Genomic DNA, 20,908 nt, shown 5'->3' with positions numbered 1-20,908 from the left:
CTTGCTGGAGTTCGAGGCCGCCGGCTTGCCGGCCAGCCCGTTAGAGCTTGGGCTTGCCTGGCATTCTCATTTCTTCTTGCTTGCGAGGACGTCCGGCTTCAGCAATTTGAGGCCTTTTGCTTTCTCGTAGCCGTGGATTTCCTTCACATCGAGCTTGCGCATGAAGGTGATCGTCTCATGCGTGACGACTTGACCGGGCACGAGAATGGGGAAGCCGGGCGGATAGGGAATCACGAAATTGGCCGAGATCAGCGCCGGGCCCTTGTCGATGCGGCGGTCGCATTCGGGGCTGTCTATGCGCAGATACTCGCACTTCTCTTCCTTATAGGCAGAGAAGAAGGCAGTGCGGATGTCGCCCTCCGGAGTGGTTTTTCCGGCATCCGTGCGAAACGCGTCGTGGAACCGGCTGAAATTCGGAAGGTCGGGCACATCCTTCATCAGGCTGTGCACGCGAGCGGCGAAGGCCTTGCGCTCGTCCTCGCCGCCCTGGCGCAGGCGCGCCTCGATCTCATTGCTGATCTTGAGCAGAACGCCGATCAGGAGCGCGACATCGCTGCGGGTGTTGTTGATGTTGGACTGCAGCAGCACCGAGTTGCGTGAGGTCTTGTTGACCTGGATGTTGTATTGCGCGGCCAGCAGGCCCTTGAACGAGGTGCCATCGAAACCCGCTGTTCCGCAGACCAGCGTCATGCGGGTCGGATCGAGGCAGAACTCGTCTTCCCGCATGCTGCGCAGCTGATCGTCCCAATGCGTGTCGGGCGCGAGGAAATCGACGAAGCCACTGGTTCGGTACTCGCGCGGGACCATCCCGTCGGCGCCCACGACCCTGAAGTATTTCGAGATGACCGGATGCACGGCGATCTCGTGCCTGATGTCGAGCGCGACTTCGATCGCATTCATCACCAGCCCGTAGCCTTCCAGCTCCATCTGCCGGCGTGCGACGTCGAGGCTGGCGATGAGCTGCTGGTTGGGGCTGGTCGAGGCATGGGTGAAGATGGCCTCGTGGAACTGCGCCTCGACCCTGTGAAAGTCGACATCCCTGACGAGCACCATCGACCCCTGCCGGATTGCCGACATCGACTTGTGCGTTGAATTGGTCTGGTAGACGCGCAGCCTGAGCGCGGCGGGATCGGGCACCAGGCGCGTATCGAGCAGCGTTTCGATGGATGGGTTCGCGCCGAGCCCCTCGCGCTGCTTCTTGTGCTGGACGGCCGCGTCGGGATCCTGTGCCCATGCCTCGATATCGGCGGCGGCGCCCATCGCGGTCCGTGGCCTGAGGAAAGGCGACCAGCGCGCGAAGCCGAACCAGGCCTCGTCCCACAGGAAGATCAGGTCCGGCTTGATGGCAAGGCATTCCTCCATCACCCGCCGGGTGTTGTAGATGTGGCCGTCGAAGGTGCAATTGGTCAGGTCGACCATCTTGACGCGGTCGAGGCGGCCTTCGGCCTCGAGGTCGAGCAGGGCCTTCTTGATGGTGCGCAGCGGCACTGCTCCGTACATCGAGAATTCCGTCATCGGGAAGGCATCGACGTAGAAGGGCTGCGCACCGCACAGCATCAGACCGTAATGGTGGGACTTGTGGCAGTTGCGATCGAGGATGACGATGTCGCCGGGCCCGATCAGCGCCTGCAGCACCATCTTGTTGGAGGTGCTCGTTCCGTTGGTCACGAAGAAGACCTGGTCGGCGCCGAACGCGCGCGCCGCCATCTCCTGTGCCCGCTTGATGTTGCCTGTCGGCTCCAGAAGGCTATCGAGACCGCCGGTCGTGGCGCTGCTTTCCGCCAGGAAGAGATTGATGCCGTAGAACTGCCCCATGTCGCGGATCCAGGGCGAGCGGAAGACCGACTTGCCGCGTGCGATCGGAAGGGCGTGGAAGGTGGCGACAGGCCGTTGCGCGTAGCGCTTGAGGTTGTCGAAGAACGGCGTGTCGTAGCGCGCCTCGATGCCTTCGAGCACCGAGAGATGAAGTTCGAGCGGCTCCTCGATCTGATACATGACGCGGCGGATCATGGCGGCCCGGGGGTCGCCTGCGAGCTTCTCGACGCGCCGGTCCGACAAAAGGTAGATATCGAGCTCGGGCCGGATGGCCTTGAGTCCGGCCGCAAGGCGCAGCGCCAGATCGGCCTCATCAGCCTTGTCGAGATAGGGTTGCTGCGCGGCGATCACGCTGCGCAGCACCGGGGCATCGTGCCGCGACTTCAACGCGAAGCCTTCATAGATGACGACGGCGGCGATGTTCGGGTTGAGCACGGCCGCACAGACCGCATCCTCCAGACTGCCGACCAGGACCGTCTCGTAGACGAAGGCATCCTCGGGCCGCCGCAGCCTGCGGAACTCCGCAGCCATATGTGGCCAGCGCGCCATCGGCGCCGGTGTCACTGCCAGCATCTCGAAATAGGGCCGATAGGTCGATGACTCTCCCAGCGATGATGGAAGCATGTCGACCGGATCCGCCATCGACAGATCGACCGCCTGCCACTCCTTGGAGTCGTGCTTGTAATTACCCGTGATGATCGCGACCGAAATCCGCTTGGCCAGGGCGAGAAAGCCGCTGGCATCATCGCTCTGCAACCGCTCCCGGAGGGCGGCCAGAAGCTCCTGGCCCGGGAAGGCATGGAATTCCTCGATCGCGCCGAGCTCCTGGAGCGTCGCCTCCACCATGCTGCGGGCCGTCTCACCCCTGGACCAGGAGCGCGCGACCGCGTGAAGGTCCCGCCAGCGATCCGTGCGGCCGGAAGGAGCCGAGAAGAAATGATCGATCGAACGGGATTCCTGAACTGCAGAGGCCATCGCGAATCCTTCCTCCGATCGCGCGATCCGCGTTTCAGCGGCCGGAGGCCAAGCTCAGCACAAGGAAAGAAGCCGGCGTATTGTCCTTAGGGACAGGGTGCCCGTTTTCGGGAATGTGATAGTACTTGCCGCACTCTCGGGCAAAAATACATGCAATTTTACTACTGATAAAAATCCTGTAACCGCATCGAAAAAATGGACCTATACAGATAATTCAAGTTGAGTTCATCGTTGATGATCTGCGGAGTCTATAAAATGCAGGCAAATCAAATTGTTCGCATCATGTGCCTGATTGTCGGCGGAGCGATCCTTTGGACCCTCGGTGCTCAACCGGCAACGGCCTGCAACCGGACAGCCGGATGCGCGATGGATGTTCTGCTTGAGGATCACGACATGATGCAGAATGGCCGGATGAGCGAAGCAATGCGCGCGGGCCGTGAAAACGTCGAGGCTTTTCGTGCGTTGCAAGCGGCGCCGCAGGCGGCGAGCCGGCCACCAGCAAGGAAATGATCGCGACCGTGCCACTGGCCCGGGAGATGTTTGTGCGGAGGCGCGCTTGGCCAGGAAAACCAACCATCTGCTGACGGTTCTCGCCAGCGTCATCGCGAGCGGGTTTATGTCTCAGGCGCTCGCACAGACAGCGCCGCCTCCTGCGCAGCCCCAACCACCGGTCGGAGTTGAGACGGGTCAGAGCGAGCAGCTTCTGCCCGGGGCTCAACTCGATGCACTGGTGGCGCCGATCGCGCTCTATCCGGACACGTTGCTGGCGCAGGTCCTGATGGCATCGACTTATCCGCTTGAGGTTGTGCAGGCGGACCGGTGGGTAACGGCCAACAAGAATCTCAAAGGCGACAAGCTGAAGGCCGCCGCCGAGCAGCAGCCCTGGGATGTCAGCGTCAAATCCCTGGTCGCGACGCCCGCCGTGCTCGATATGATGAGCAAAAACCTGGATTGGACGCAGAAGCTCGGCGATGCGGTCCTGGCCCAGCAGCCCGATATCATGGACGGCGTCCAACGGATGAGGACGCGGGCCTATGACGCCAAGAAGCTGTCCTCGGGCTCGCAGCAGACGGTTTCGGTCCGGCAGGAGAGTGGCAGGCAGACGATCGTGATCGAGCCTGCCCAACCGGACACGGTCTATGTGCCCTATTACGATCCGGCGGTGGTCTACGGCTCCTGGCCCGATCCGGCCTATCCTCCCTATTACTTCCCGGCACCGGGCTACATCGCCACCGGCGTCGTCGCGACGGGCCTCGCCTTCGGCGCGGGCTATGCGCTAGGGCGCTGGAACAACGGCAATTACTGGGGCGGCAACGTCAACTGGAACAACAACAACATCAATATCAACCGCGATCGTGTGACCCATTGGGAGCATAACCCCCAGCATCGCCACGGCGTCCAGTATCGCAACAATGCAGTCCAGCAGAAATTTGCGAACAACAATCTGCGTGCCGGCAGCGAAGGCAGGATGGATTTTCGCGGGCGCAGCGGCGACCAGGTGCTGCAGCCGGGCGGCAATCGTGGTAATGCGGGGGCGGCCGCCCGCCCCGAGCAACGACCCGCCGACCGTGCAAATGCGGCCAATAGACCCGATCGCGGGCAAGGCGACCGCGCAGGAGCGGGGAATCGAGGGGATCGGCCCGGCGGCGGAGATCGCGCGCGGCCTGGCGGTGCAGGAGCGGGACGACCCGCAACTCAGCCGAGACGGCCCGACGCCGGCGCAAACCGCCGCGCACCGACGCGCGACAGCGCGTTCAGCAACATGCAGCCAGGCCGGGCGGCGAACCTCCAGGCACAGCGCGGGCATGCGAGCATGGCGCGTGCGCCAGGCGGCGGTGGACGGGCCATGCATGCCGGTGGCGGCGCCATGCGCGGCGGCGGCGGCGCTCATATGTCGCGCGGCGGTTTTGGTGGCGGCGGAGGCCGGGGTGGCGGCGGAGGCGGAGGCCGGGGCGGCGGCGGTGGGCGTCGATCCGACATCCAGCTGAAGAACCATGTCATGCTGCTCGGGCACATGGACAGCGGGCTCGGGTTCTATCGCTTCGAATATGGCGGCTCCACGATGACCTATGTCGGCGTGATCGCCCAGGAAGTTCAGCGCGTGGCACCTTCCGCCGTTTGGCGCGGCGCGGACGGCTATCTGCGGGTCGATTACCGTCAGCTCGGCATTCCGTTTCAGACCTTCGACCAATGGCAGGCCTCGGGCGCGCGCGTGCCGGCGGGCACCGGCCGACATTGACACACCACCGGCGCCTTCAGGGCGGGTTTACTCAACAGGGATGCAGTTCCATGATCCTCACATGGCCAGCAGTGCATCTGCTTGTTCGCCTACTCTGCGCGATCGCGGCTGGAGTTGCCGCATTTTCGACGGCGGCGCGAGCGCAGGAACTGTTCAAGTCACCAGATGAGGCGGCCACGGCGCTGGTGGCTGCTGCTCGCGACGACAATTTCGCGCGCTTTCGCAAAATCCTCGGCCTCGCCGGTCGCGAGATCCTGTTCTCCGGTGACGAGGTTCAGGATGCAAGCGATCGCCAGCGCTTCCTCGCGGCCTACGACAATCGGCACTCGATCAGCGAAAAGGACGCGACGGCAACGCTTCTGGTCGGGCAGGACGACTTCCCGTTCCCGATCCCGATCGTGCGTTCGGATAATGGCTGGAAGTTCGATGTCGAGATGGGCCGAAAGGAGATCGTCGCCCGTCGCATCGGCCGCAACGAGCTTGATGCCGTGCAAACCAGCCTGGCCTTTTTCGATGCGCAACAGGAGTATGCGACGAAGAATCTTGGTTCGCAGGGCGCTGGTGTCTATGCGCAAAGAATCGTCAGCCGGCCTGGTATGAAAGACGGTCTGTATTGGCCGACAGAACCCGGGCAGGAGCAGAGTCCTCTCGGTGAGCTCGCCGCCCGGGCGGCGTCTCAGGGATACACGGTTGACGAGGGACCGCAGCCTTTCCATGGCTACTATTTCAAGATCCTGACACGGCAGGGCCCGGCGGCTCCCGGAGGAAAGATCGATTATCTGGCAAGAGGCAAGATGATCGGCGGTTTTGCCCTCCTGGCCTATCCGGCGGAGTATGCGAGATCGGGCTTGACGAGCTTCCTGATCAGTCACGCCGGAACGGTCTATCAAAAGGATCTCGGCCGCGACACACGCTACATCGCCGACCGGATGCTGAGCTTCAATCCGGGTAACGGCTGGGAGAAGGTAACGCCGGAAAAGCCTTAGCAGGGCCGGGCGGCAGCCCGGCGCGGCAAGGGCGAGAAGCCAGGACCTGACCTGCCATCCGGGCTTGTCGTGTTTCCCCGCGCCGCATGGAGAAGCCGGCCCTGGAGAGACGCCGATGATCGACAGACTCCCGATTCCCAGAGGCCTGCGGGGATACAGTCTGGAATGGCTGCGCTTCGACATTACGGCGGGCCTCGCCGTTGCGGCGGTCGCCATCCCCAGCGCCGTCGCTTACCCGGCGATTGCGGGGCTCCCTCCGGAGGTCGGCGTCTACGCGAGCATTCTGCCGCTGGTGGGCTATGCGCTGTTCGGGCCGTCGCGCAAGCTGGTCGTGGGGCCTGACGCTGCGACCATGACAGTGCTGGCCGCCGCGCTCGCGAGCCTCCCGCTGGACAACCCGGCGGACCGTGTCACCGCCGCGGCCGCATTAGCGATCATGGTCGGCGTGCTGTGCGTCCTCGGGAGCAAGCTCAGCCTTGGCGTGGTCGCCTCCTTTCTCTCTCGCCCGATCCTGATCGGCTTCATCTGCGGCATCTCGGTTTCCATCCTCGTTGGCCAGATCGGACGATTGACCGGCGTACGCATCGAATCCGACGGGCTCGTGCTGCCGCTGATCGAGATCGTTCGGAACGCGAACCTGATCCATTGGCCGTCCGTGATATTCGCCGGCGCGATGTTGGGGCTGCTCGTATTATCGGCGCGCTTTCGCTCGCCGATTCCAGGACCTCTGGTGGTGGTCATCGTCGCGGGGGTGGCGTCGGCGCTGTTCGATCTCGAGGGCCGCGGCATGAAGGTGATCGGAGCTTTGCCGAGCACGATGCCCGCGCTGGCCTTCCCCAATGTGACGGGACTTCCCGTCAAGGATCTCCTGCTGGGAGCCGGAGCGATTTGGCTGGTCGGAGTCAGTTCGGGTCTTGTCGCGGCGCGCAGCTTCGGCGCGAAGGATAGGTTCGAGGTCGATGCCGACCGGGAGCTGGCGGGGCTGGGCGCCGCCAACATCTTCTCCGGCCTGTTCAGCGGCTTTCCGGTCACGGTGTCGGATTCGCGCACGGCGATCAACATCTCCGCCGGCGGCCGGTCACAGCTTTCGGGGCTCGTGGCGGCCCTCGCGCTGACGACGCTGCTGCTTTACCTCAACGATGCATTGCGCCTCCTGCCGAATCCGGCGCTGGGCGCGATCCTCGCCTTCGCCGCCCTGAACCTGATCGATGTACCGGGCCTTAGGGAGATCTGGCGGGTCAGCCGCATGGAGTTCGCCTTCGCGCTCATCAGCATGTGGGGCGCCATCAGCCTGGGCGTGCTCAGCGGCGTGGTCATAGCCATCGCCGGCACGTTGCTCCATGTCCTTCTCAAGGAGATGCGTCCGCGCGACGCGTTGCTGGGGCGCATCCCGGGCCGGCCGGGATTCTACAAGCTCCACAGGACGGAAAATGCCGCGCCGTTGCCCGGGCTGGTGCTGTTCATGATCCAGGGAAGCGTGCTGTTCTTCAACGCGGATCACGTCCGCGCCCGTTTCGAGAGCATAGCGGGGAATGCGCCGCCGGGTACGAGATGGCTTGTGCTCGATGCGAGCGCGGTCGCGCAGATCGACTCGACGGCGGCGGCCATGCTCCTGAACCTGCGGGCCGATTTGGCCGCCAAGGGCCTGAAGCTCGCCTTCGCGGAGCTCCACAAGGAGCCCAGGGACATCCTGGAACGCGCCGGTTTTTTCGAAGGTCCGGGGGCGAGTGTGGTCTTCGAGGATCTCGAGGATGCGGTTCGCGCGCTGGTGGAGGAACAGGCTCGACACGCGAAGCCGGAGGAAAGGAACGCGCAAATTCTCTAGCCAGGCGTTTCGCCGCCGCGCGGCGCTGGCCGAGTTTGCCGAACTAGGAGATGCCGGGCCTGAGGAGGCCGAGCCGTTCGGCGCAGGATACGAGTTCGACGACAGAGCGAAGCTGCATCTTCTCCATCACGTTGTGACGGTGGGCCTTGACCGTCCGCTCGGTCGTGCCGAGTTCGAAGGCGACCTGCTTGTTCATCTTGGCGCGCACGACGAGGTCGAAGACCTGGCGCTCGCGGCGGGTCAACAGGTGAAGCCGCGCCATCGCTTTGCGGCCCCAGCAATCCTGCTCGTTGGTCAGGCGATGCCGGGCGATCGCGCGGTCGATGGCCCTGATGAATTCCTCGCGTTGTACCGGCTTCGTAAAGAAATCCTCGGCCCCGGCCTGGATCGCCCTCACGCCGGCTCGAACGTCACTGTGGCCGGCCAGGAAAATGACGGGCAGGTTGGAGCCGGCCTTGCTCAGGCGGTCGAAGAGATCGGGGGCGGCGTTGTCGCGACACTGCACGTCGATAACGATGCAGCCTGCGCTTTCCCGCTCCGGCATCTGCTGCAGAATCTCGTCCGCGCTGCCATAGGCCTTCGTCCGGTAACCGCTGGCCCGGAGAAGATCATCGATTCCACTCTGAGATGCTGCATCGCTGTCAACGACATACACGAGATCTGACATGGCTAATCCCCGAATTCCATGCCGGCTCCCACCTCACGGCAGGGCGACCGGAGAGCACTTGCGATTCTAGGGCGTTTTCAGAGATTCCCGATTGCAGAGGCGGTATCTCGACGCGATCCCGCCCTCTACCGAGTTAAATCGGTTGAGGCTTCCATCCTCGGAGGGAGCAAATATGACGCGGGCGGCATCCGTCGCGATCGAGGTTGTGCAGCTGAGGCGAACGACCTGCCGCTCGCCGCTCGGCGTAACGCTGACAACCCGGCAGTTCGCCCATGGCGTCGAGAGCCGCCGAGGTGTGATGATGAAAGCCGGTGCAAAGATGTTTCCCGACCGCTTGAAGCCTATCGCATGCGTCCTCGCCTCGAAAACGCTGGCACAGGACACTCCCTCCTCGAGCCAGGCGCCCTGGATACGGTTCGCTTGCGGCCACGCACCGTCGAGCGGAGCCGCCACCAGGATCAGGGCAAGCAGGCAAAGGCGATGATTCACGGCGATCATAAAGGCCTCCACATCTTGCGCATGCCAGTTTTCGCAGTCGGTCTTCTCAGTCCAGACGCAGCTTGTTGAGACGACCCAAGAGAAAGGGCCGCGCGGCGGTGGCCCTTGGCGTGCTCGTTCATCACAGAGGACCCTCTGGCCTGCGCGTTCGCTTCCCTTGAGGCATCAATCAATGCCGCAAACGGCTTCGCGGGTAGTAGGTTACGGTTATTTACGCGCACAGCGAGCGGGTATTCGTGCTGTTCGGACGCGGCAGGTGCCGGTTTTACTTGGTTTCGACCGTCAGGCTGGGTCGTACCGGAAAGCCGGCCTGAATGGCGCCCCGAAGCAGGATGGCTCGATCGCGCGCATTGAAGTTGCGCTTGTCGAGTTCGCCGTCGAAATCGTCGAAGAAATTCGGCCGCAATTTCAGGAATTCTGCGCGGCAGTGGGCCGTCTCCACCTGAAGTCCCAGACGGGAGAAGATGAGTGCGGCAACGAAATGGTAGAGCGCAAACTGGCGCAGATTGGCACGCCGGATGAGATCGGCTGCCCGTGTATCATCGCCCTGCATATAGGCAGCCAGAGCCAGGATCCCGGTATAATAATCGGAATGACCGGCGTTCCTGGTCAATGCCTCCTCGATGAGGGCCGCCCCACGCGACCATTCGCCGGCTTGGGCCACCCGGCTGCCGAATTCCGCGAGCAATTCCGTGTCATTCGGATTGAGTTGCAGCGCCCTGGCCCCGATCCGCAGAGCCTCGGTCGGCTGCTTGCTGAAATAGAGGACGGTCATCAAGGCCTGCAGTGCCCGGATATTCTCCGGATCGATGCGCACTGCGCGTTCGGCGGCCTGTCGCGCCCGTTCGATCGGGCTTGGTGGGCCGGGCCGCCGGTTCAGTTGGAAGCGGTCCTCGTCGAGATAGATATAGGACAACATGGCCCAGTCGGTTGCATTGTCGGGGTAACGCGCTGTGACCTGCTCGAGGCATTCGCGCGTCTGGGCATGTGCGTTCCCGTCGAGCACGGTGCGATAACGATAGAAGCGGTACGAGCATTGATAGATTTCAGGGCTTTGCGCGCTCCGCGTGGGCTGCGGCGCCGCGCTGAAGATGATTCCATAGGGTTGAGCAACCGCCGTGGCGACCTTCGCGGCTATCGTCGCTTCGATGTCGACGAGATTGTTGGTCCGTGGGTCGGCATCGTAGGCGCCGGACCAGATGATGGCGGATGTTTCGCCGTCGAGAACGCGGCTGGTCACCCTGAGCTTGCCCTCGAACAACCTGACGCCGCCTTCCAGGATATAGCGGCCGCCGAGCCGTTGCCGGATCTCTTCTGTTGAGGCTGTCGGCGAGATCGTGCCCGGCGTCTCCCGCCGAAAAACGGTCAACTCCTTGAAGCGCGCAAGCTGTGACAAGAGCTCTTCCCCGATGCCGGCCACGTAGAAATCGACCTCGGGATCTCTCGACAGGTTGACGAAGGGCTTGACGACCAGGGACGGTCCCTCGGGCTGGGCAGCCATTGTCGTGGAAGGCGCGGGCGGTGAGGTTGTTGGCGCGCGGGCTAGCGAGACGACGATGATCGCGGCCATTGCAGCCATGCTGCCCACGAACCATGGGTTCAGCCACGCAGCGACGGACCGGCCGAATTCGCGTCTTCCGGACGGTATGGGCTGCGCCTCATGGTCCCGATCCCCCGACAACTCGTGCCGCCAATGGAAGCGGGGCACATAGCCGCCCTTTGGTATTTCGATCACGACGGGATCGGAGCTTCCGCCGAGAAGGTAGTGGCGCTCCAGGGCGCGTCGAAGCCGGCCTGCCTCGATGCGAACGACCGGATCGTTTCGAATGTCGAAATTGGGGTTTCGGCCGAAGACCTCGACGGCGATAGAATAGGCTTTGATGCGATCTCCCCGGCCGATCAGCGTCTCATTAATCACATAGACCAGGAATTGGCGCACCCGCTTCGGCACGCTGAACTGAGCACTGGCTAAAATTCGATCCAATTCTGCGCGGACGTCAGCTTCGCCGGGCTCTGACGCGGCTTGCGCGCACGAGCCATCAATATCGGCGTAATTGAACCGTGGCAGTTCCATGGAATTGGCTCCCCAAGCCAAGAATCCAAGCTAGAACCAGTTCACAAAGAGCGACTGTACCTGCGTAATCTCCCGTTATTTACTCCCATTCGGCCGAGGCGACCAGATAATTGTGGTCATTCGCAGCGGGGCTCACCGTAATGGACCCAGGCGTCATGGCGGCCATTCGGCGGTTGCCGAGGCACAAGAAGGCCATCGAGGAATTGGTGCTGTTCAGCGAGAGCTTCCGCGGACTGTGCGGGGATCTCGCTGACGCGGAGGCTGCTCTGCAGCTTTGGCAGACGTCAGGAGATACCGGGGCCGCCGCGCGCTGCCTGGAATACGGCCATATCGTCGACGGGCTCGAAGCAGAGCTTCGACAAGCAATTCACGAGCGACAGACCCAGTTGGGAACACCACGCCAAATGTGAACTCGAGCAGCCCCTGAAAAGTGGAGAACTCCAATGTCCAAGCACATGAACTGGATCTTCGCCGTCTCGTTGGCGGCGGTCGTTGCGGGATGCGCTACCTATCCCACGGTGACCAGTCAAACCGTAATCATTGCCGGCGTAGGACCGGTCGAAGTTGAGCAGCTCAACGTGGAGGTCGTCAATGTCATGCCGGCCGAGCGCCTCGTGGTGGTCCGTCAGGGCCGCCGCAGCTGGGGTGTGCTGGTGCCGGAGGTCTTCGGCGACCTGCAGAACATCCGCACGGGTGACCGGGTCGAAATCCGACGCATCGATGGCGTGATCCTGGGCGCGAGGCGTGCCCGGAAAGGGGCGAGGCCGGGCATCGTCTACACCGAAGCGGTCAGCGGACCGCCCTTCCAGAACCTGCCGGACAAATTTGTCGTGCGCTCGCTGACACTGACTGCGCGCTTCGAGAGTTTCGATCCTGCGACCGGGATCGTGAACTATGTCGGCCCGGCCGGACCGCGGACCCATCAAGTGGTCGACCCCGACATCAAGGCGGATATCACGCGACTGAGGCGCGGCGACATGGTCGATCTGACCTTCGCCGAAGCTTTCCATTTCCAGAAATACTGAGCCGGCCGGCTCTGCCGCACGTGGTTCGTGACTCATAGCCGGCGTGTAATGCAATGCCTGCGATTAGGAAGGGGAGTTCCAGGCGATGTCGATCGCACACGAAAATCCTAACACGGACGTGCTCGCCGACGAGAGCTTCATGTCCGCGGATGATTTGCGGTCCTACATGACCGACCTCGAAATGGCGAAGGCCTCCAAGCTGGTTGGCGCCATGGACAAGGCCGAGGAGGCGCGCCGGAAGCTGGTCGCCACCTTGCAGAACGAGATCGCCGTCACGCCGGAGAAGATCGCCGAAATCAAACATAGCCTGGCGAACAAGACCCGCGCGGCGGCCGGGCGAGGCGAGACGGAGGTGCTTGTCATGCGCTTTCCGAGCGCGCTCTGCGTGGATAAGGGCCGGGCGATCAACAATGCCGAAGCCGGCTGGCCAGCGACGCTGACCGGCAGGCCGCGGCAAGCCTACGAGTTCTGGAAGGAGCATCTGCAGCCCGCCAAGTACAAGCTTCGCGCGATGATCATCGACTGGCCCGGCGGCTTGCCGGGCGACGTCGCGTTTTATCTCAGCTGGTCCTAGCGCAAACGGAGTCCGGCGATGAAATCCGATGTCGGCGAGCCCCTGAAAAGAAAGCCTTACGAGCGGAAGCTGCGCGACCTGCATGCAGAGTTGGTCAAGCTCCAGGAATGGGCGAAACATGACGGCGGGAAGGTCTGTATCGTCTTCGAGGGACGCGACGGCGCCGGCAAGGGCGGCGTTATCAAGGCCATCACGGAGCGGGTCAGTCCCCGGGTCTTCCGTGTCGTCGCCCTGCCGCCTCCGACCGAGCGCGAGCGCTCGCAAATGTATGTCCAGCGATACCTGCCACATCTTCCCGCAGCCGGTGAAATCGTGATCTTCGATCGCAGTTGGTACAATCGAGCGGGCGTCGAGCGGGTCATGGGCTTCTGCACGGAGGAGCAGGCCAAGGGGTTCCTGCAGAGTGTATCCGGCGTCGAGAAGGCCGTCGTCGATTCCGGCACTATTCTTTTGAAATACTGGCTCGAAGTCGGCCAGGAAGAACAGACGCGCCGCATGCAGGAGCGCATCAACGACCCAAGGAAGATATGGAAGCTTTCTCCGATGGACCTGAAGTCCTACTCGCGCTGGTCCGATTACTCGCGCGCGCGCAATGAGATGTTCCGCTCAAGCGATACGTCATGGGCGCCGTGGTACGCCGTCCACTCGGACGACAAGCGCCAGGCGCGACTGAATATCATCTCTCACATTCTCAGTTCCGTCCCCTATGAAGCGCCGCCGCGGGAGAAGGTAAAACTGCCGAAACGACAGAAATCAGGCGACCGCGAGGAAGTGAACTTCGCGCGAAATTGGATAGGTTAGATTTCCTGCTCTGTCATTTGAGTATGGCCCTTCGGAACAAGTGACACGGACGGCTTCGTTATCGCCGAGATCGAGCAAACTGACGTCGATCAGCAGGTAGAGCTTCCGCCCTGGTTAAGAGGAGAGGTTATCAGTATCCCCGAGTATCGGAATGGCGTGCGTTTCGAGCGAGGGAATGGCCGGATATGAACCAGCGGATACTTTGCCGGAAAGGGGGAGCATTTCAATGTGGGTTTTGATGTATGTCTTCTCGTATTCGGTTAATCCTGCCGCCACCAACGATAGGGCAGAGTGGAGGCTGATGCCGACTGTAGTTTTTCAGGAATTTTCAACCGAAATACGATGCAAATCGGCCAAATCCAAACTTGAAGATAGCTTGAAGGACGCGGGAGTGAAAATAAAGCGCGGTCTGGAAGACCTAAAAATTGCTGGAACATCCGGCCCTGGCGAAATAATTATAGCTTATAGTGTCGAGTGCCTTCAGAAATAGCCCCGTATTTGGGGCCTTCGGCCGCGGCAGCATCAGGATGCCTGGCTCGCCGGCAACAGCGACAGACCTGCGTCTGGCGGCTGTACGTGAAGGTGTGCAGCAGTTGATGGGCCATACTGTCCTTCGACCGCTGGCCGCCAGTGGCGATCATCATCGCCGGCGGCAGGATTCGTCCACAGCCCGACGAAATGCCGACCGATGTGGCGTTCCTCCGTAAGCCGTACTCGGAAGCGAGTGTTTTGCAGGCCGTTCGCCAAGCCGCCTAATTGGCGAGTTTCGACGTATTGATCCGGAGTGTCACTATTACGCCCTCGGGTGACCAGTTGTAGTCGATCGCTCCCCCGAGCTGCCCAGACACGCTGCGCACGACAAGGCGGCTGCCATATCCACCGGCGCCGTTAGGCGGTTCGACGGTGGGGCCACCATGCTCGGTCCAAACAATCGTGATGTCCTCCTCGCCCGAGGAACCCGATACATCGAGCGTGCCTGTCTCTGCCGATAGCGCGCCATACTTTAGCGAGTTCGTCGCGAGTTCATGGAGTACGAGCGCCAATGCGGTCGCGGCGCCTTCGCCGACGCCCATACGCGGGACCGCCACGCGGATGCGCCCGCTGAAGGCGCCCATATCCTCATATGGAGAGAGCAGGATTGACACCAGGTCGCCCAACAGTGCGGCGTGGCCCTGATGGCCGGGAAGAGGCCGCACCAGATCATGTGCGCGTCCCAGCGCCGATAAGCGCCCCGTCAATTCGACGGCCATCTCCTTGGCCGTTGTGGTCGAGCGCGAGGAGATCTGCGTCAGCCCGGAGGCGATGGCCAACAGGTTCTTGACGCGATGGCTCATCTCGCCTGCAAGCAACTCATGGCCCTCTTCGGCCTGCTTGCGCCCGGTCACATCGAGGAAGATGCCGTATGCTATGCCCTGTTGCAGATTGGAATCGTCGCCGATGCCGCGGGCGGAAATCCACCGGATCTCGTTGTCGATGATGATGCGGAAGTCGATTTCATAAGCGCCGACGATGGCCCGCGTCGCCGTGAAAGCAGCTCGAACACGATCCCGATCGGCGGGGTGGATGCGGGCCGAAAGGTCCTCGAACTTTACCGGGTCCCCGTGCGGCACTGCCCATAAGGCGTAACCCCGTTCGTCCATCGCAAACAGGTCAGTCTCCACATTCCAGGACCACAGGGCGACACCTGCTGCTCGGATCGCGTATCGCAAGCTGTCGGCGTTCCACAACAGTGGGCTTGTCGGCATGATAAGACTCTGGGGACACTGCGGCACGAGAAGCCATGCTAACAGCTGAGACCGCGTCACCCTATGTCTTTCGGGGCATAACCCCCCGAGCGCGGGTCCTTCTTCTTCGCGGAAGGGTTTATGGCACAAATAAATAAACCGAGTTGCGTGTCCGGTAGTCGTTAAATGCGGCGTCAGCCACCAGCCGCCGCAATGGCACTTGCCGGCCTCCTTCGGAGCGCCGGCTTTTTTTGTGTGGAACAAGCGCGGGATGAACCGGTTGTCCGGGCGCGCTCCGGCGTCGCGTGGCTCGCTGCTTCCTCCCATTGGCCAGCGGGCCGCGCGTTCGTCTCCGATCAAAATCAAGTTCGGGAGAGACAGTATGACGGACAAAAAAGACGACACTGTCGGTCAGCCTCGGCGCGGGAGCGACAGCAGGCCTCGACCCGGCTCCGGAACGCCGACCGTCCACAAGAGTGGAAAAGGCGATGCTGCTCCGGCGAAGTCACCCACAAAGGGTGATACGAAGCCTTCGAGCTCTTGGAGCCCCATCGATCCGGGGCGCCCGACGAAGTAGGTTCTCAGTAGCGGCCGTTCGCTTCGAGGCGACGACGGTCAAAAGGCCCGGCACTCCGAAAGGAGGCCGGGCCTTTTTTCGTTTCAGTGGCGAACTCGCCCGGCTCCTGTTGCGTTCATCCGCATCGCCGGGTCATCAGCCCGCTCGGCGTTCGCTTTCGGGTGAGGTTCGTCCTCGTGAGCGCGGGCCGCCGTCCGTCGGGGCGGCGGCCTTTCAGTGTTAGGGATATTGGTCGATCGCAGAAGGCGCGGCGGGTCTAGCGTTCGCTCAGGCTGCGGAACGCTTCGCCGCCACAGCCGTGATCTCGATCGCATGGCCCGGCGACGCCAGCTGAGCGCCGACCGTGGCCCGCGTTGGCGCATGGCCCGGAGCGACCCATTTGTCGTAGACGGCGTTCATCTCAGCAATTTTCGAGATGTCCGTCAGAAAGATCTGCACACTCAGGATGAGGTCCTTGGCGCTGCCGGCGCTCTCCAGCGTTTCCTCGAGCAGCGCCAGCACCTCTTCGGTCTGCTCCGTTAGCGAGCGCCCTTCGGTCTTCTCGGCGATATGGCCGGCCAGGAAGACAATGCCGTTGAAGATAGCGGCATCGCACCAGCGATGGGTCAGTCCGATGCGTTCGATCGACATAGCGTGTCCTCAGTTGAGCGCGGCGGGGGCCGGCAAGCACAGTGCCTGGCGCTGATACGTGGCACAGATCGATTCGTCACCGACGGCTTCTTCGCGCTCGGTGAGGTCGACGCAAGGGAGCATTCTGAGGAAGGGCTATTCTTAGCCCCGCTGTCGGATTTCGCTAAGCCGGTGGATCTCTGAACGCAGGAAGGCAACGGCCGCTTCTCCCTGATCCCCTTGATATCTCGCTCCTCGCATCGGTCGTGCCGGTAAGAGCTTGCGGCCCGCGCTTATGACAGTCGACGGTCTCTTATGTCGATAATCCGGTCGACTAAGTCCGCGTGGGCGACCAGGAGCTTCTGCAATGGCCCCAGCGGCCGGAACGCTCGCATGTCGTGGTCGTCCTCGTCCTCCCTTGCCCAGGACGCGATTGCCTCGTCTGCGGCCGCCGTGTGCTCCTCGTTCGCCGTGGCGCCCGTTGGCGCGCCGGCTTCTTCCGCGATCCGCTGCGCAATCATCAGCCTAAGGTCCTGCTCGACAGAAAGCAGCGGCTCGAGCTCGTCTGTGTACGCCATTCCGTTGCCTCAAGATTTGTCGTTGCCGCGGGCTTTCGTGATGACCGCTGGTTCATCCGGTCACCGCACCGCGGCGATCTGCCTTCACTTAACGGGTCACGTCTAGCCCGCCATACCACGACGGAGAACAGGCCTGGCGGCTTGCTATGGCGACCTGCATGGCAGCATTGAGAGGCAGCTGCGCCGGCCGGAGATGCTAGACAGGCCTTCGAGCCCGCGGCCCGCTATAGCGGGCTTCTTCTCTAGGAACTACCGCCAAGCCCGGTGGCGCGCGGCGGAAAGAAGGACGAGGCAGCCAAACTTCCCGGGCTTCGTGAGCTTCGTGATCGAACAAACTGCAGTTTCCTGCGTTTATTCAGTCCAATCACCTCGAAAAGGAGAGTCCCATGGACTGGAACCGTGTCGAAGGAAACTGGAAGCAAATCAAGGGCAGCGTCAAGGAGCAGTGGGGCAAACTCACGGACGACGATCTCGACGTGATTGCGGGTAAGCGCGACCAACTGGAAGGCAAGATCCAGGAGCGATACGGGATCGAGAAGGACAAGGTGAAGTCCGACGTCGATACTTGGTACAACCGCCAGACTTGGTGATCCGCCGACGATCGAGCCGGCACGCTGCCCAGCTGCTGCGCTTGTCGGCGTGTCGGCGTCTTCTAGTCAAGCGCCGGGTATTTGTCGGCGCTTATACGATTGCGTCCGCAATGGGCGGCTAGCGGACGCTGGTTGATGCTCGCCGATCGGCGGCGCCAGCCTTCGTCGAAAGTCGTGTCGTGATTCCGCGTCGCAGTCGAACCCCGCAAGTCTATTAGCGCTTTTCGATCTCGGCCAAATAAGAGCGCACGGCGCGTTCCGGCTCATGCCAGGAGGCACTGCCTTTGCCCTGGTTCTCGGGCGGCTCCTTCCAGCCCGGTTCGATTCCCGTCATGTCCGGCAGGAGATGGGCGATGCCCTTGTGGCAGTCGATGCAGGTTTTCTCGCCGGGGATCAAGAAGCGGCTGTGGATGTCCGCCGCACGCCGGGTCTGCTTGGTGAAATCCATCGCCACGGAGGAGTGGCAGTTGCGGCATTCGAGCGAGTCGTTGGCCTTCAGCCGCGCCCATTCGTGCTTGGCGAGTTCGAGCCGCATGCCCAGGAACTTCTCGCGGGTCGAGATCGTGCCGAAGATCTTGCCCCAGACCTCCTTCGAGGCCTGCATCTTGCGAGCGATCTTGTCGGTCCAGTTGTGCGGCACATGGCAGTCGGGGCAGCTGGCGCGCACCCCGGAACGGTTGGAGAAGTGCACCGTCTGCGTCAGCTCCTGATAGACGTTGTCGCGCATCTCGTGACAGGAGGTGCAGAACTTCTCGGTGTTGGTCACCTCGAGCGCGGTGTTGAAACCGCCCCAGAAGATCACGCCGCAGACGAAACCGCCGAGTGTCAGGAAGCCAAGCGGAAGATAGGCGCTGGGCCGGCTGATGACGCGCCAGAAGCGAACGGCTACGCCCCAACACCAAAGGACGAGGGATTTAAGTCTGGCCATCATTCCGCCCCGCTACGGCTTTCGACCGACGTCTTTGGCATCCTGGAACCGGTTCGGCACCAATGGCTGCACGTCGGTCTGCTGGACATGGCAGGCCGTGCAGAAATAGCGGCGCGGCGTCACGTCCGAGAGCACCTGGCCATCTCGGTCCTGGAAATGGGTGATGCTGATCATCGGTGCGCCCGAGCCCTCGGTAAACTCACGCCTGTGGCAATCCATGCAGCGGTTGGTGTTGAGCGTGAGTTGGTAGCCGTCGATCGAATGCGGGATCACAGGCGGCTGCTCGGGATAGTTGCGCATCCGCCTGACGTCATCGACGATCGGGCGGCCGAGCGCGGGCACCCGTTCGAGCTCCATGGGCTGCGCGTTGCCGGTCACGCGCGGTACGATCCTGATCGGCGCTCCGTCCTGCGAGAGCGCGCCGACGGTGAGGACGACGAAGGCTGCCAGGGCAGTTCCGAGAAGGGTCCAGGAGCGCATCAGGCTCAGACCGCCAGGATCTTGACCGCGCATTTCTTGAAATCCGTCTGCTTGGAGATGGGATCGGTGGCGTCGAGAGTGGTCTTGTTGATGAGCTGGCTGGCGTCGAACCACGGAACGAAGATCACGCCTGACGGCATGCGGTTGCGGCCTCGCGTTTCGACGCGGGTGCGCATCTCGCCGCGCCGCGAGATGATCCGGATTTCCGCGCCTTGGTTGAGCCCGCGGTTGCGCGCGTCCTCGGGGTGCATGAAGCAGCGCGCACCGGGGAAGGCTTTGTAGAGCTCCGGCACGCGCATGGTCATCGAACCGGAGTGCCAGTGTTCCAAGACGCGCCCGGTGACAAGCCACAGATCGTACTCGCCATCGGGCGATTCCGCCGGGGGCTCGTAGGGCACAGCTATGATGCGGGCCTTGCCGTCCTTGTTGCCGTAGAACTCGACGCCTTTGCCAGCCTTGACGTACGGATCCAGGCCCTCGCGGTAGCGCCAGAGCGTCTCCTTTCCGTCGACAACCGGCCAGCGCAGGCCGCGCACCTCGTGGTAGAGGTCGTAAGGTCCGAGATCGTGGCCATGGCCCCTGCCGAAAGTGGCATATTCCTCGAACAGCCCCTTATGGACATAGAAGCCGTATTGCTTTGATTCCTGGTTCTCGTAACCAGCTTCAATCTCGGAAAGCGGAAATTTGTCGACGTTGCCGTTGCGGTAAAGCACGTCAAACAAGGTCTTGCCGCGATAGTTCGGATTGGCCTCGAGAATCTCGGCCGGCCAGACCTCGTCGGTCGTGAAGCGCTTCGAGAATTCCATGAGCTGCCAGAGGTCGGAGCGGGCCTGGCCGGGCGCGTCGACGAGCTGGTGCCAGACATGGGTGCGCCGCTCGGCATTGCCATAGGCGCCCTCCTTCTCGACCCACATTGCGGCGGGCAGGATCAGGTCGGCGGCCATTGCCGTCACGGTCGGGTAGGCATCCGAGACGACGATGAAGTTCTCCGGGTTGCGATAGCCCGGATAGGTCTCGTTGCTGTTGTTGGGCGCGGCCTGGAGGTTGTTGTTGACCTGGATCCAGTAGAAATTCAGCTTGCCGTCCTTGAGCATGCGGTCCTGCTCGACGGCGTGGTAGCCCGGCTTCTCCGGGATGATGCCATGCGGAATTCGCCAGATTTCCTCGGCATGCTTGCGGTGTTCGGGGTTGGTCACCACCATGTCGGCCGGGAGGCGATGGGCGAAGGTGCCGACCTCGCGCGCCGTGCCGCAGGCTGAGGGCTGGCCGGTCAGCGAGAACGGGCTGTTGCCGGGCTCAGAGATCTTACCCGTCAGCAGGTGCAGGTTATAGACCATCTGGTTCGCCCAGACGCCACGCACATGCTGGTTGAAGCCCATCGTCCAGAGCGACATAACCTTGCGCTTGGGATCGGCATAGAGTTCGGCAAGCTGCTGCAGGAAGCCCGGCTCGACCCCGGTCAGGGCGGAGACCTTCTCCAGCGTGTAGTCTTTCACAAAGGCGGCGAAGGCTTCGAAGTCGATCGGAGTCGTGGCGGTGACGTCGGCGGCCTTGCGCGCTTTCATCTCGCGCGGATCGTCCGGACGGAGGCCATAGCCGATATCCGTGGCGCCCTTCAGGAAGGTGGTATGCTTGTCGACGAAATCCTTGTTCACCCGCCCGGTCGAGATGATGTGGTTGGCGATGTAGTTCAGGACCGCCAGGTCCGTGCCCGGCTTGAAGATGATCGGGATATCGGCGAGGTCCGAGCTGCGATGGGTGAAGGTCGAGAGCACCGCGACCTTCACATGCGGATGGCCGAGCCGACGGTCGGTCAACCGGGTCCACAGGATAGGGTGCATCTCCGCCATGTTCGAGCCCCAGAGCACGAAGGCGTCGGCATGCTCGAAATCGTCATAGCAGCCCATCGGCTCGTCCATGCCGAAGGTGCGCATGAAGGCGTA

Annotated in this window: 19 protein-coding genes; 9 read left to right on the top strand and 10 right to left on the bottom strand. The window is 62.5% G+C overall.

The window, feature by feature from the left end; genetic code table 11:
- Positions 1-66 precede the first annotated feature (66 nt).
- Positions 67-2,790, bottom strand: coding sequence for an aminotransferase class I/II-fold pyridoxal phosphate-dependent enzyme (locus C4S73_RS27630; RefSeq protein WP_103875806.1), 2,724 nt, complete (start codon positions 2,788-2,790; stop codon positions 67-69).
- A gap of 255 nt (positions 2,791-3,045) precedes the next feature.
- Here C4S73_RS27630 and C4S73_RS27625 point away from each other — a divergent pair, with 255 nt between their 5' ends.
- From C4S73_RS27625 to C4S73_RS27610, 4 genes are all read left to right on the top strand, one after another.
- Entirely contained in the window at positions 3,046-3,300 is a 255-nt protein-coding gene (locus tag C4S73_RS27625) for a hypothetical protein (protein WP_146071531.1), read from the top strand.
- A gap of 46 nt (positions 3,301-3,346) precedes the next feature.
- A complete protein-coding gene (locus C4S73_RS27620; protein ID WP_342210599.1) occupies positions 3,347-5,029 on the top strand; it encodes a DUF3300 domain-containing protein in 1,683 nt (560 codons plus the stop codon).
- A 50-nt stretch (positions 5,030-5,079) separates the two neighbouring features.
- Positions 5,080-6,015, top strand: a complete 936-nt coding sequence (locus tag C4S73_RS27615) for a DUF2950 domain-containing protein (RefSeq protein ID WP_103875804.1) — start codon at positions 5,080-5,082, stop codon at positions 6,013-6,015.
- Positions 6,016-6,130: 115 nt separating this feature from the next.
- Entirely contained in the window at positions 6,131-7,840 is a 1,710-nt protein-coding gene (locus tag C4S73_RS27610; protein ID WP_103875803.1) for a SulP family inorganic anion transporter, read from the top strand.
- Positions 7,841-7,883: 43 nt separating this feature from the next.
- On the opposite strand, the gene C4S73_RS27605 is transcribed toward C4S73_RS27610, so the two are convergent.
- The 3 genes from C4S73_RS27605 to C4S73_RS27595 all read right to left on the bottom strand — a co-directional run bounded on the left by C4S73_RS27605 (position 7,884) and on the right by C4S73_RS27595 (position 10,944).
- Positions 7,884-8,507, bottom strand: coding sequence for a response regulator transcription factor (locus tag C4S73_RS27605; RefSeq protein ID WP_103875802.1), 624 nt, complete (start codon positions 8,505-8,507; stop codon positions 7,884-7,886).
- A 66-nt stretch (positions 8,508-8,573) separates the two neighbouring features.
- Entirely contained in the window at positions 8,574-9,005 is a 432-nt protein-coding gene (locus C4S73_RS27600; RefSeq protein ID WP_103875801.1) for a hypothetical protein, read from the bottom strand.
- A 265-nt stretch (positions 9,006-9,270) separates the two neighbouring features.
- Positions 9,271-10,944, bottom strand: coding sequence for an adenylate cyclase (locus tag C4S73_RS27595; RefSeq protein ID WP_146071530.1), 1,674 nt, complete (start codon positions 10,942-10,944; stop codon positions 9,271-9,273).
- A 290-nt stretch (positions 10,945-11,234) separates the two neighbouring features.
- On the opposite strand from C4S73_RS27595, the gene C4S73_RS27590 reads away from it, so the two are divergent.
- From C4S73_RS27590 to ppk2, 4 genes are all read left to right on the top strand, one after another.
- Positions 11,235-11,489, top strand: coding sequence for a hypothetical protein (locus C4S73_RS27590; RefSeq protein ID WP_146071529.1), 255 nt, complete (start codon positions 11,235-11,237; stop codon positions 11,487-11,489).
- A 33-nt stretch (positions 11,490-11,522) separates the two neighbouring features.
- Positions 11,523-12,104 carry a hypothetical protein gene (locus tag C4S73_RS27585; protein ID WP_103875798.1) on the top strand — a complete coding sequence of 194 codons (582 nt, stop codon included), beginning with the start codon at positions 11,523-11,525 and terminating at the stop codon, positions 12,102-12,104.
- 85 nt (positions 12,105-12,189) lie between these two features.
- Positions 12,190-12,678 (top strand): hypothetical protein, encoded by a 489-nt coding sequence (locus C4S73_RS27580; protein WP_103875797.1) that lies wholly within the window; start codon positions 12,190-12,192, stop codon positions 12,676-12,678.
- Positions 12,679-12,696: 18 nt separating this feature from the next.
- A complete protein-coding gene (gene ppk2 / locus C4S73_RS27575) occupies positions 12,697-13,479 on the top strand; it encodes a polyphosphate kinase 2 (protein ID WP_103875796.1) in 783 nt (260 codons plus the stop codon).
- Between the two features lie 752 nt (positions 13,480-14,231).
- Here the strand turns inward: ppk2 and C4S73_RS27565 are convergent.
- The 3 genes from C4S73_RS27565 to C4S73_RS27555 all read right to left on the bottom strand — a co-directional run bounded on the left by C4S73_RS27565 (position 14,232) and on the right by C4S73_RS27555 (position 16,967).
- Positions 14,232-15,224 (bottom strand): sensor histidine kinase, encoded by a 993-nt coding sequence (locus tag C4S73_RS27565; protein WP_103875794.1) that lies wholly within the window; start codon positions 15,222-15,224, stop codon positions 14,232-14,234.
- Between the two features lie 823 nt (positions 15,225-16,047).
- Positions 16,048-16,410, bottom strand: coding sequence for a RidA family protein (locus tag C4S73_RS27560; protein WP_103875793.1), 363 nt, complete (start codon positions 16,408-16,410; stop codon positions 16,048-16,050).
- Positions 16,411-16,682: 272 nt separating this feature from the next.
- Complete coding sequence (locus tag C4S73_RS27555) at positions 16,683-16,967, bottom strand: hypothetical protein (RefSeq protein WP_103875792.1); 285 nt, start codon at positions 16,965-16,967, stop codon at positions 16,683-16,685.
- Positions 16,968-17,353: 386 nt separating this feature from the next.
- On the opposite strand from C4S73_RS27555, the gene C4S73_RS27550 reads away from it, so the two are divergent.
- Positions 17,354-17,557 carry a CsbD family protein gene (locus tag C4S73_RS27550; protein WP_103875791.1) on the top strand — a complete coding sequence of 68 codons (204 nt, stop codon included), beginning with the start codon at positions 17,354-17,356 and terminating at the stop codon, positions 17,555-17,557.
- A 214-nt stretch (positions 17,558-17,771) separates the two neighbouring features.
- Here C4S73_RS27550 and C4S73_RS27545 read toward each other — a convergent pair whose 3' ends face one another.
- From C4S73_RS27545 to napA, 3 genes are all read right to left on the bottom strand, one after another.
- Complete coding sequence (locus tag C4S73_RS27545; protein ID WP_103875790.1) at positions 17,772-18,485, bottom strand: cytochrome c3 family protein; 714 nt, start codon at positions 18,483-18,485, stop codon at positions 17,772-17,774.
- Between the two features lie 12 nt (positions 18,486-18,497).
- Positions 18,498-18,998 (bottom strand): nitrate reductase cytochrome c-type subunit, encoded by a 501-nt coding sequence (locus tag C4S73_RS27540; RefSeq protein ID WP_103875789.1) that lies wholly within the window; start codon positions 18,996-18,998, stop codon positions 18,498-18,500.
- On the bottom strand, positions 18,971-20,908 hold a 1,938-nt coding region (napA, locus tag C4S73_RS27535; protein WP_103875046.1), incomplete at its 5' end, for a periplasmic nitrate reductase subunit alpha. The genes C4S73_RS27540 and napA, both read right to left, overlap by 28 nt.

Source organism: Allobosea lathyri (genome assembly GCF_900108245.1).
GTDB lineage: Bacteria > Pseudomonadota > Alphaproteobacteria > Rhizobiales > Beijerinckiaceae > Allobosea > Allobosea lathyri.
The sequence above is the reverse complement of the archived record's forward strand: the minus strand, read 5'-3'. Positions and strand labels throughout refer to the sequence as shown.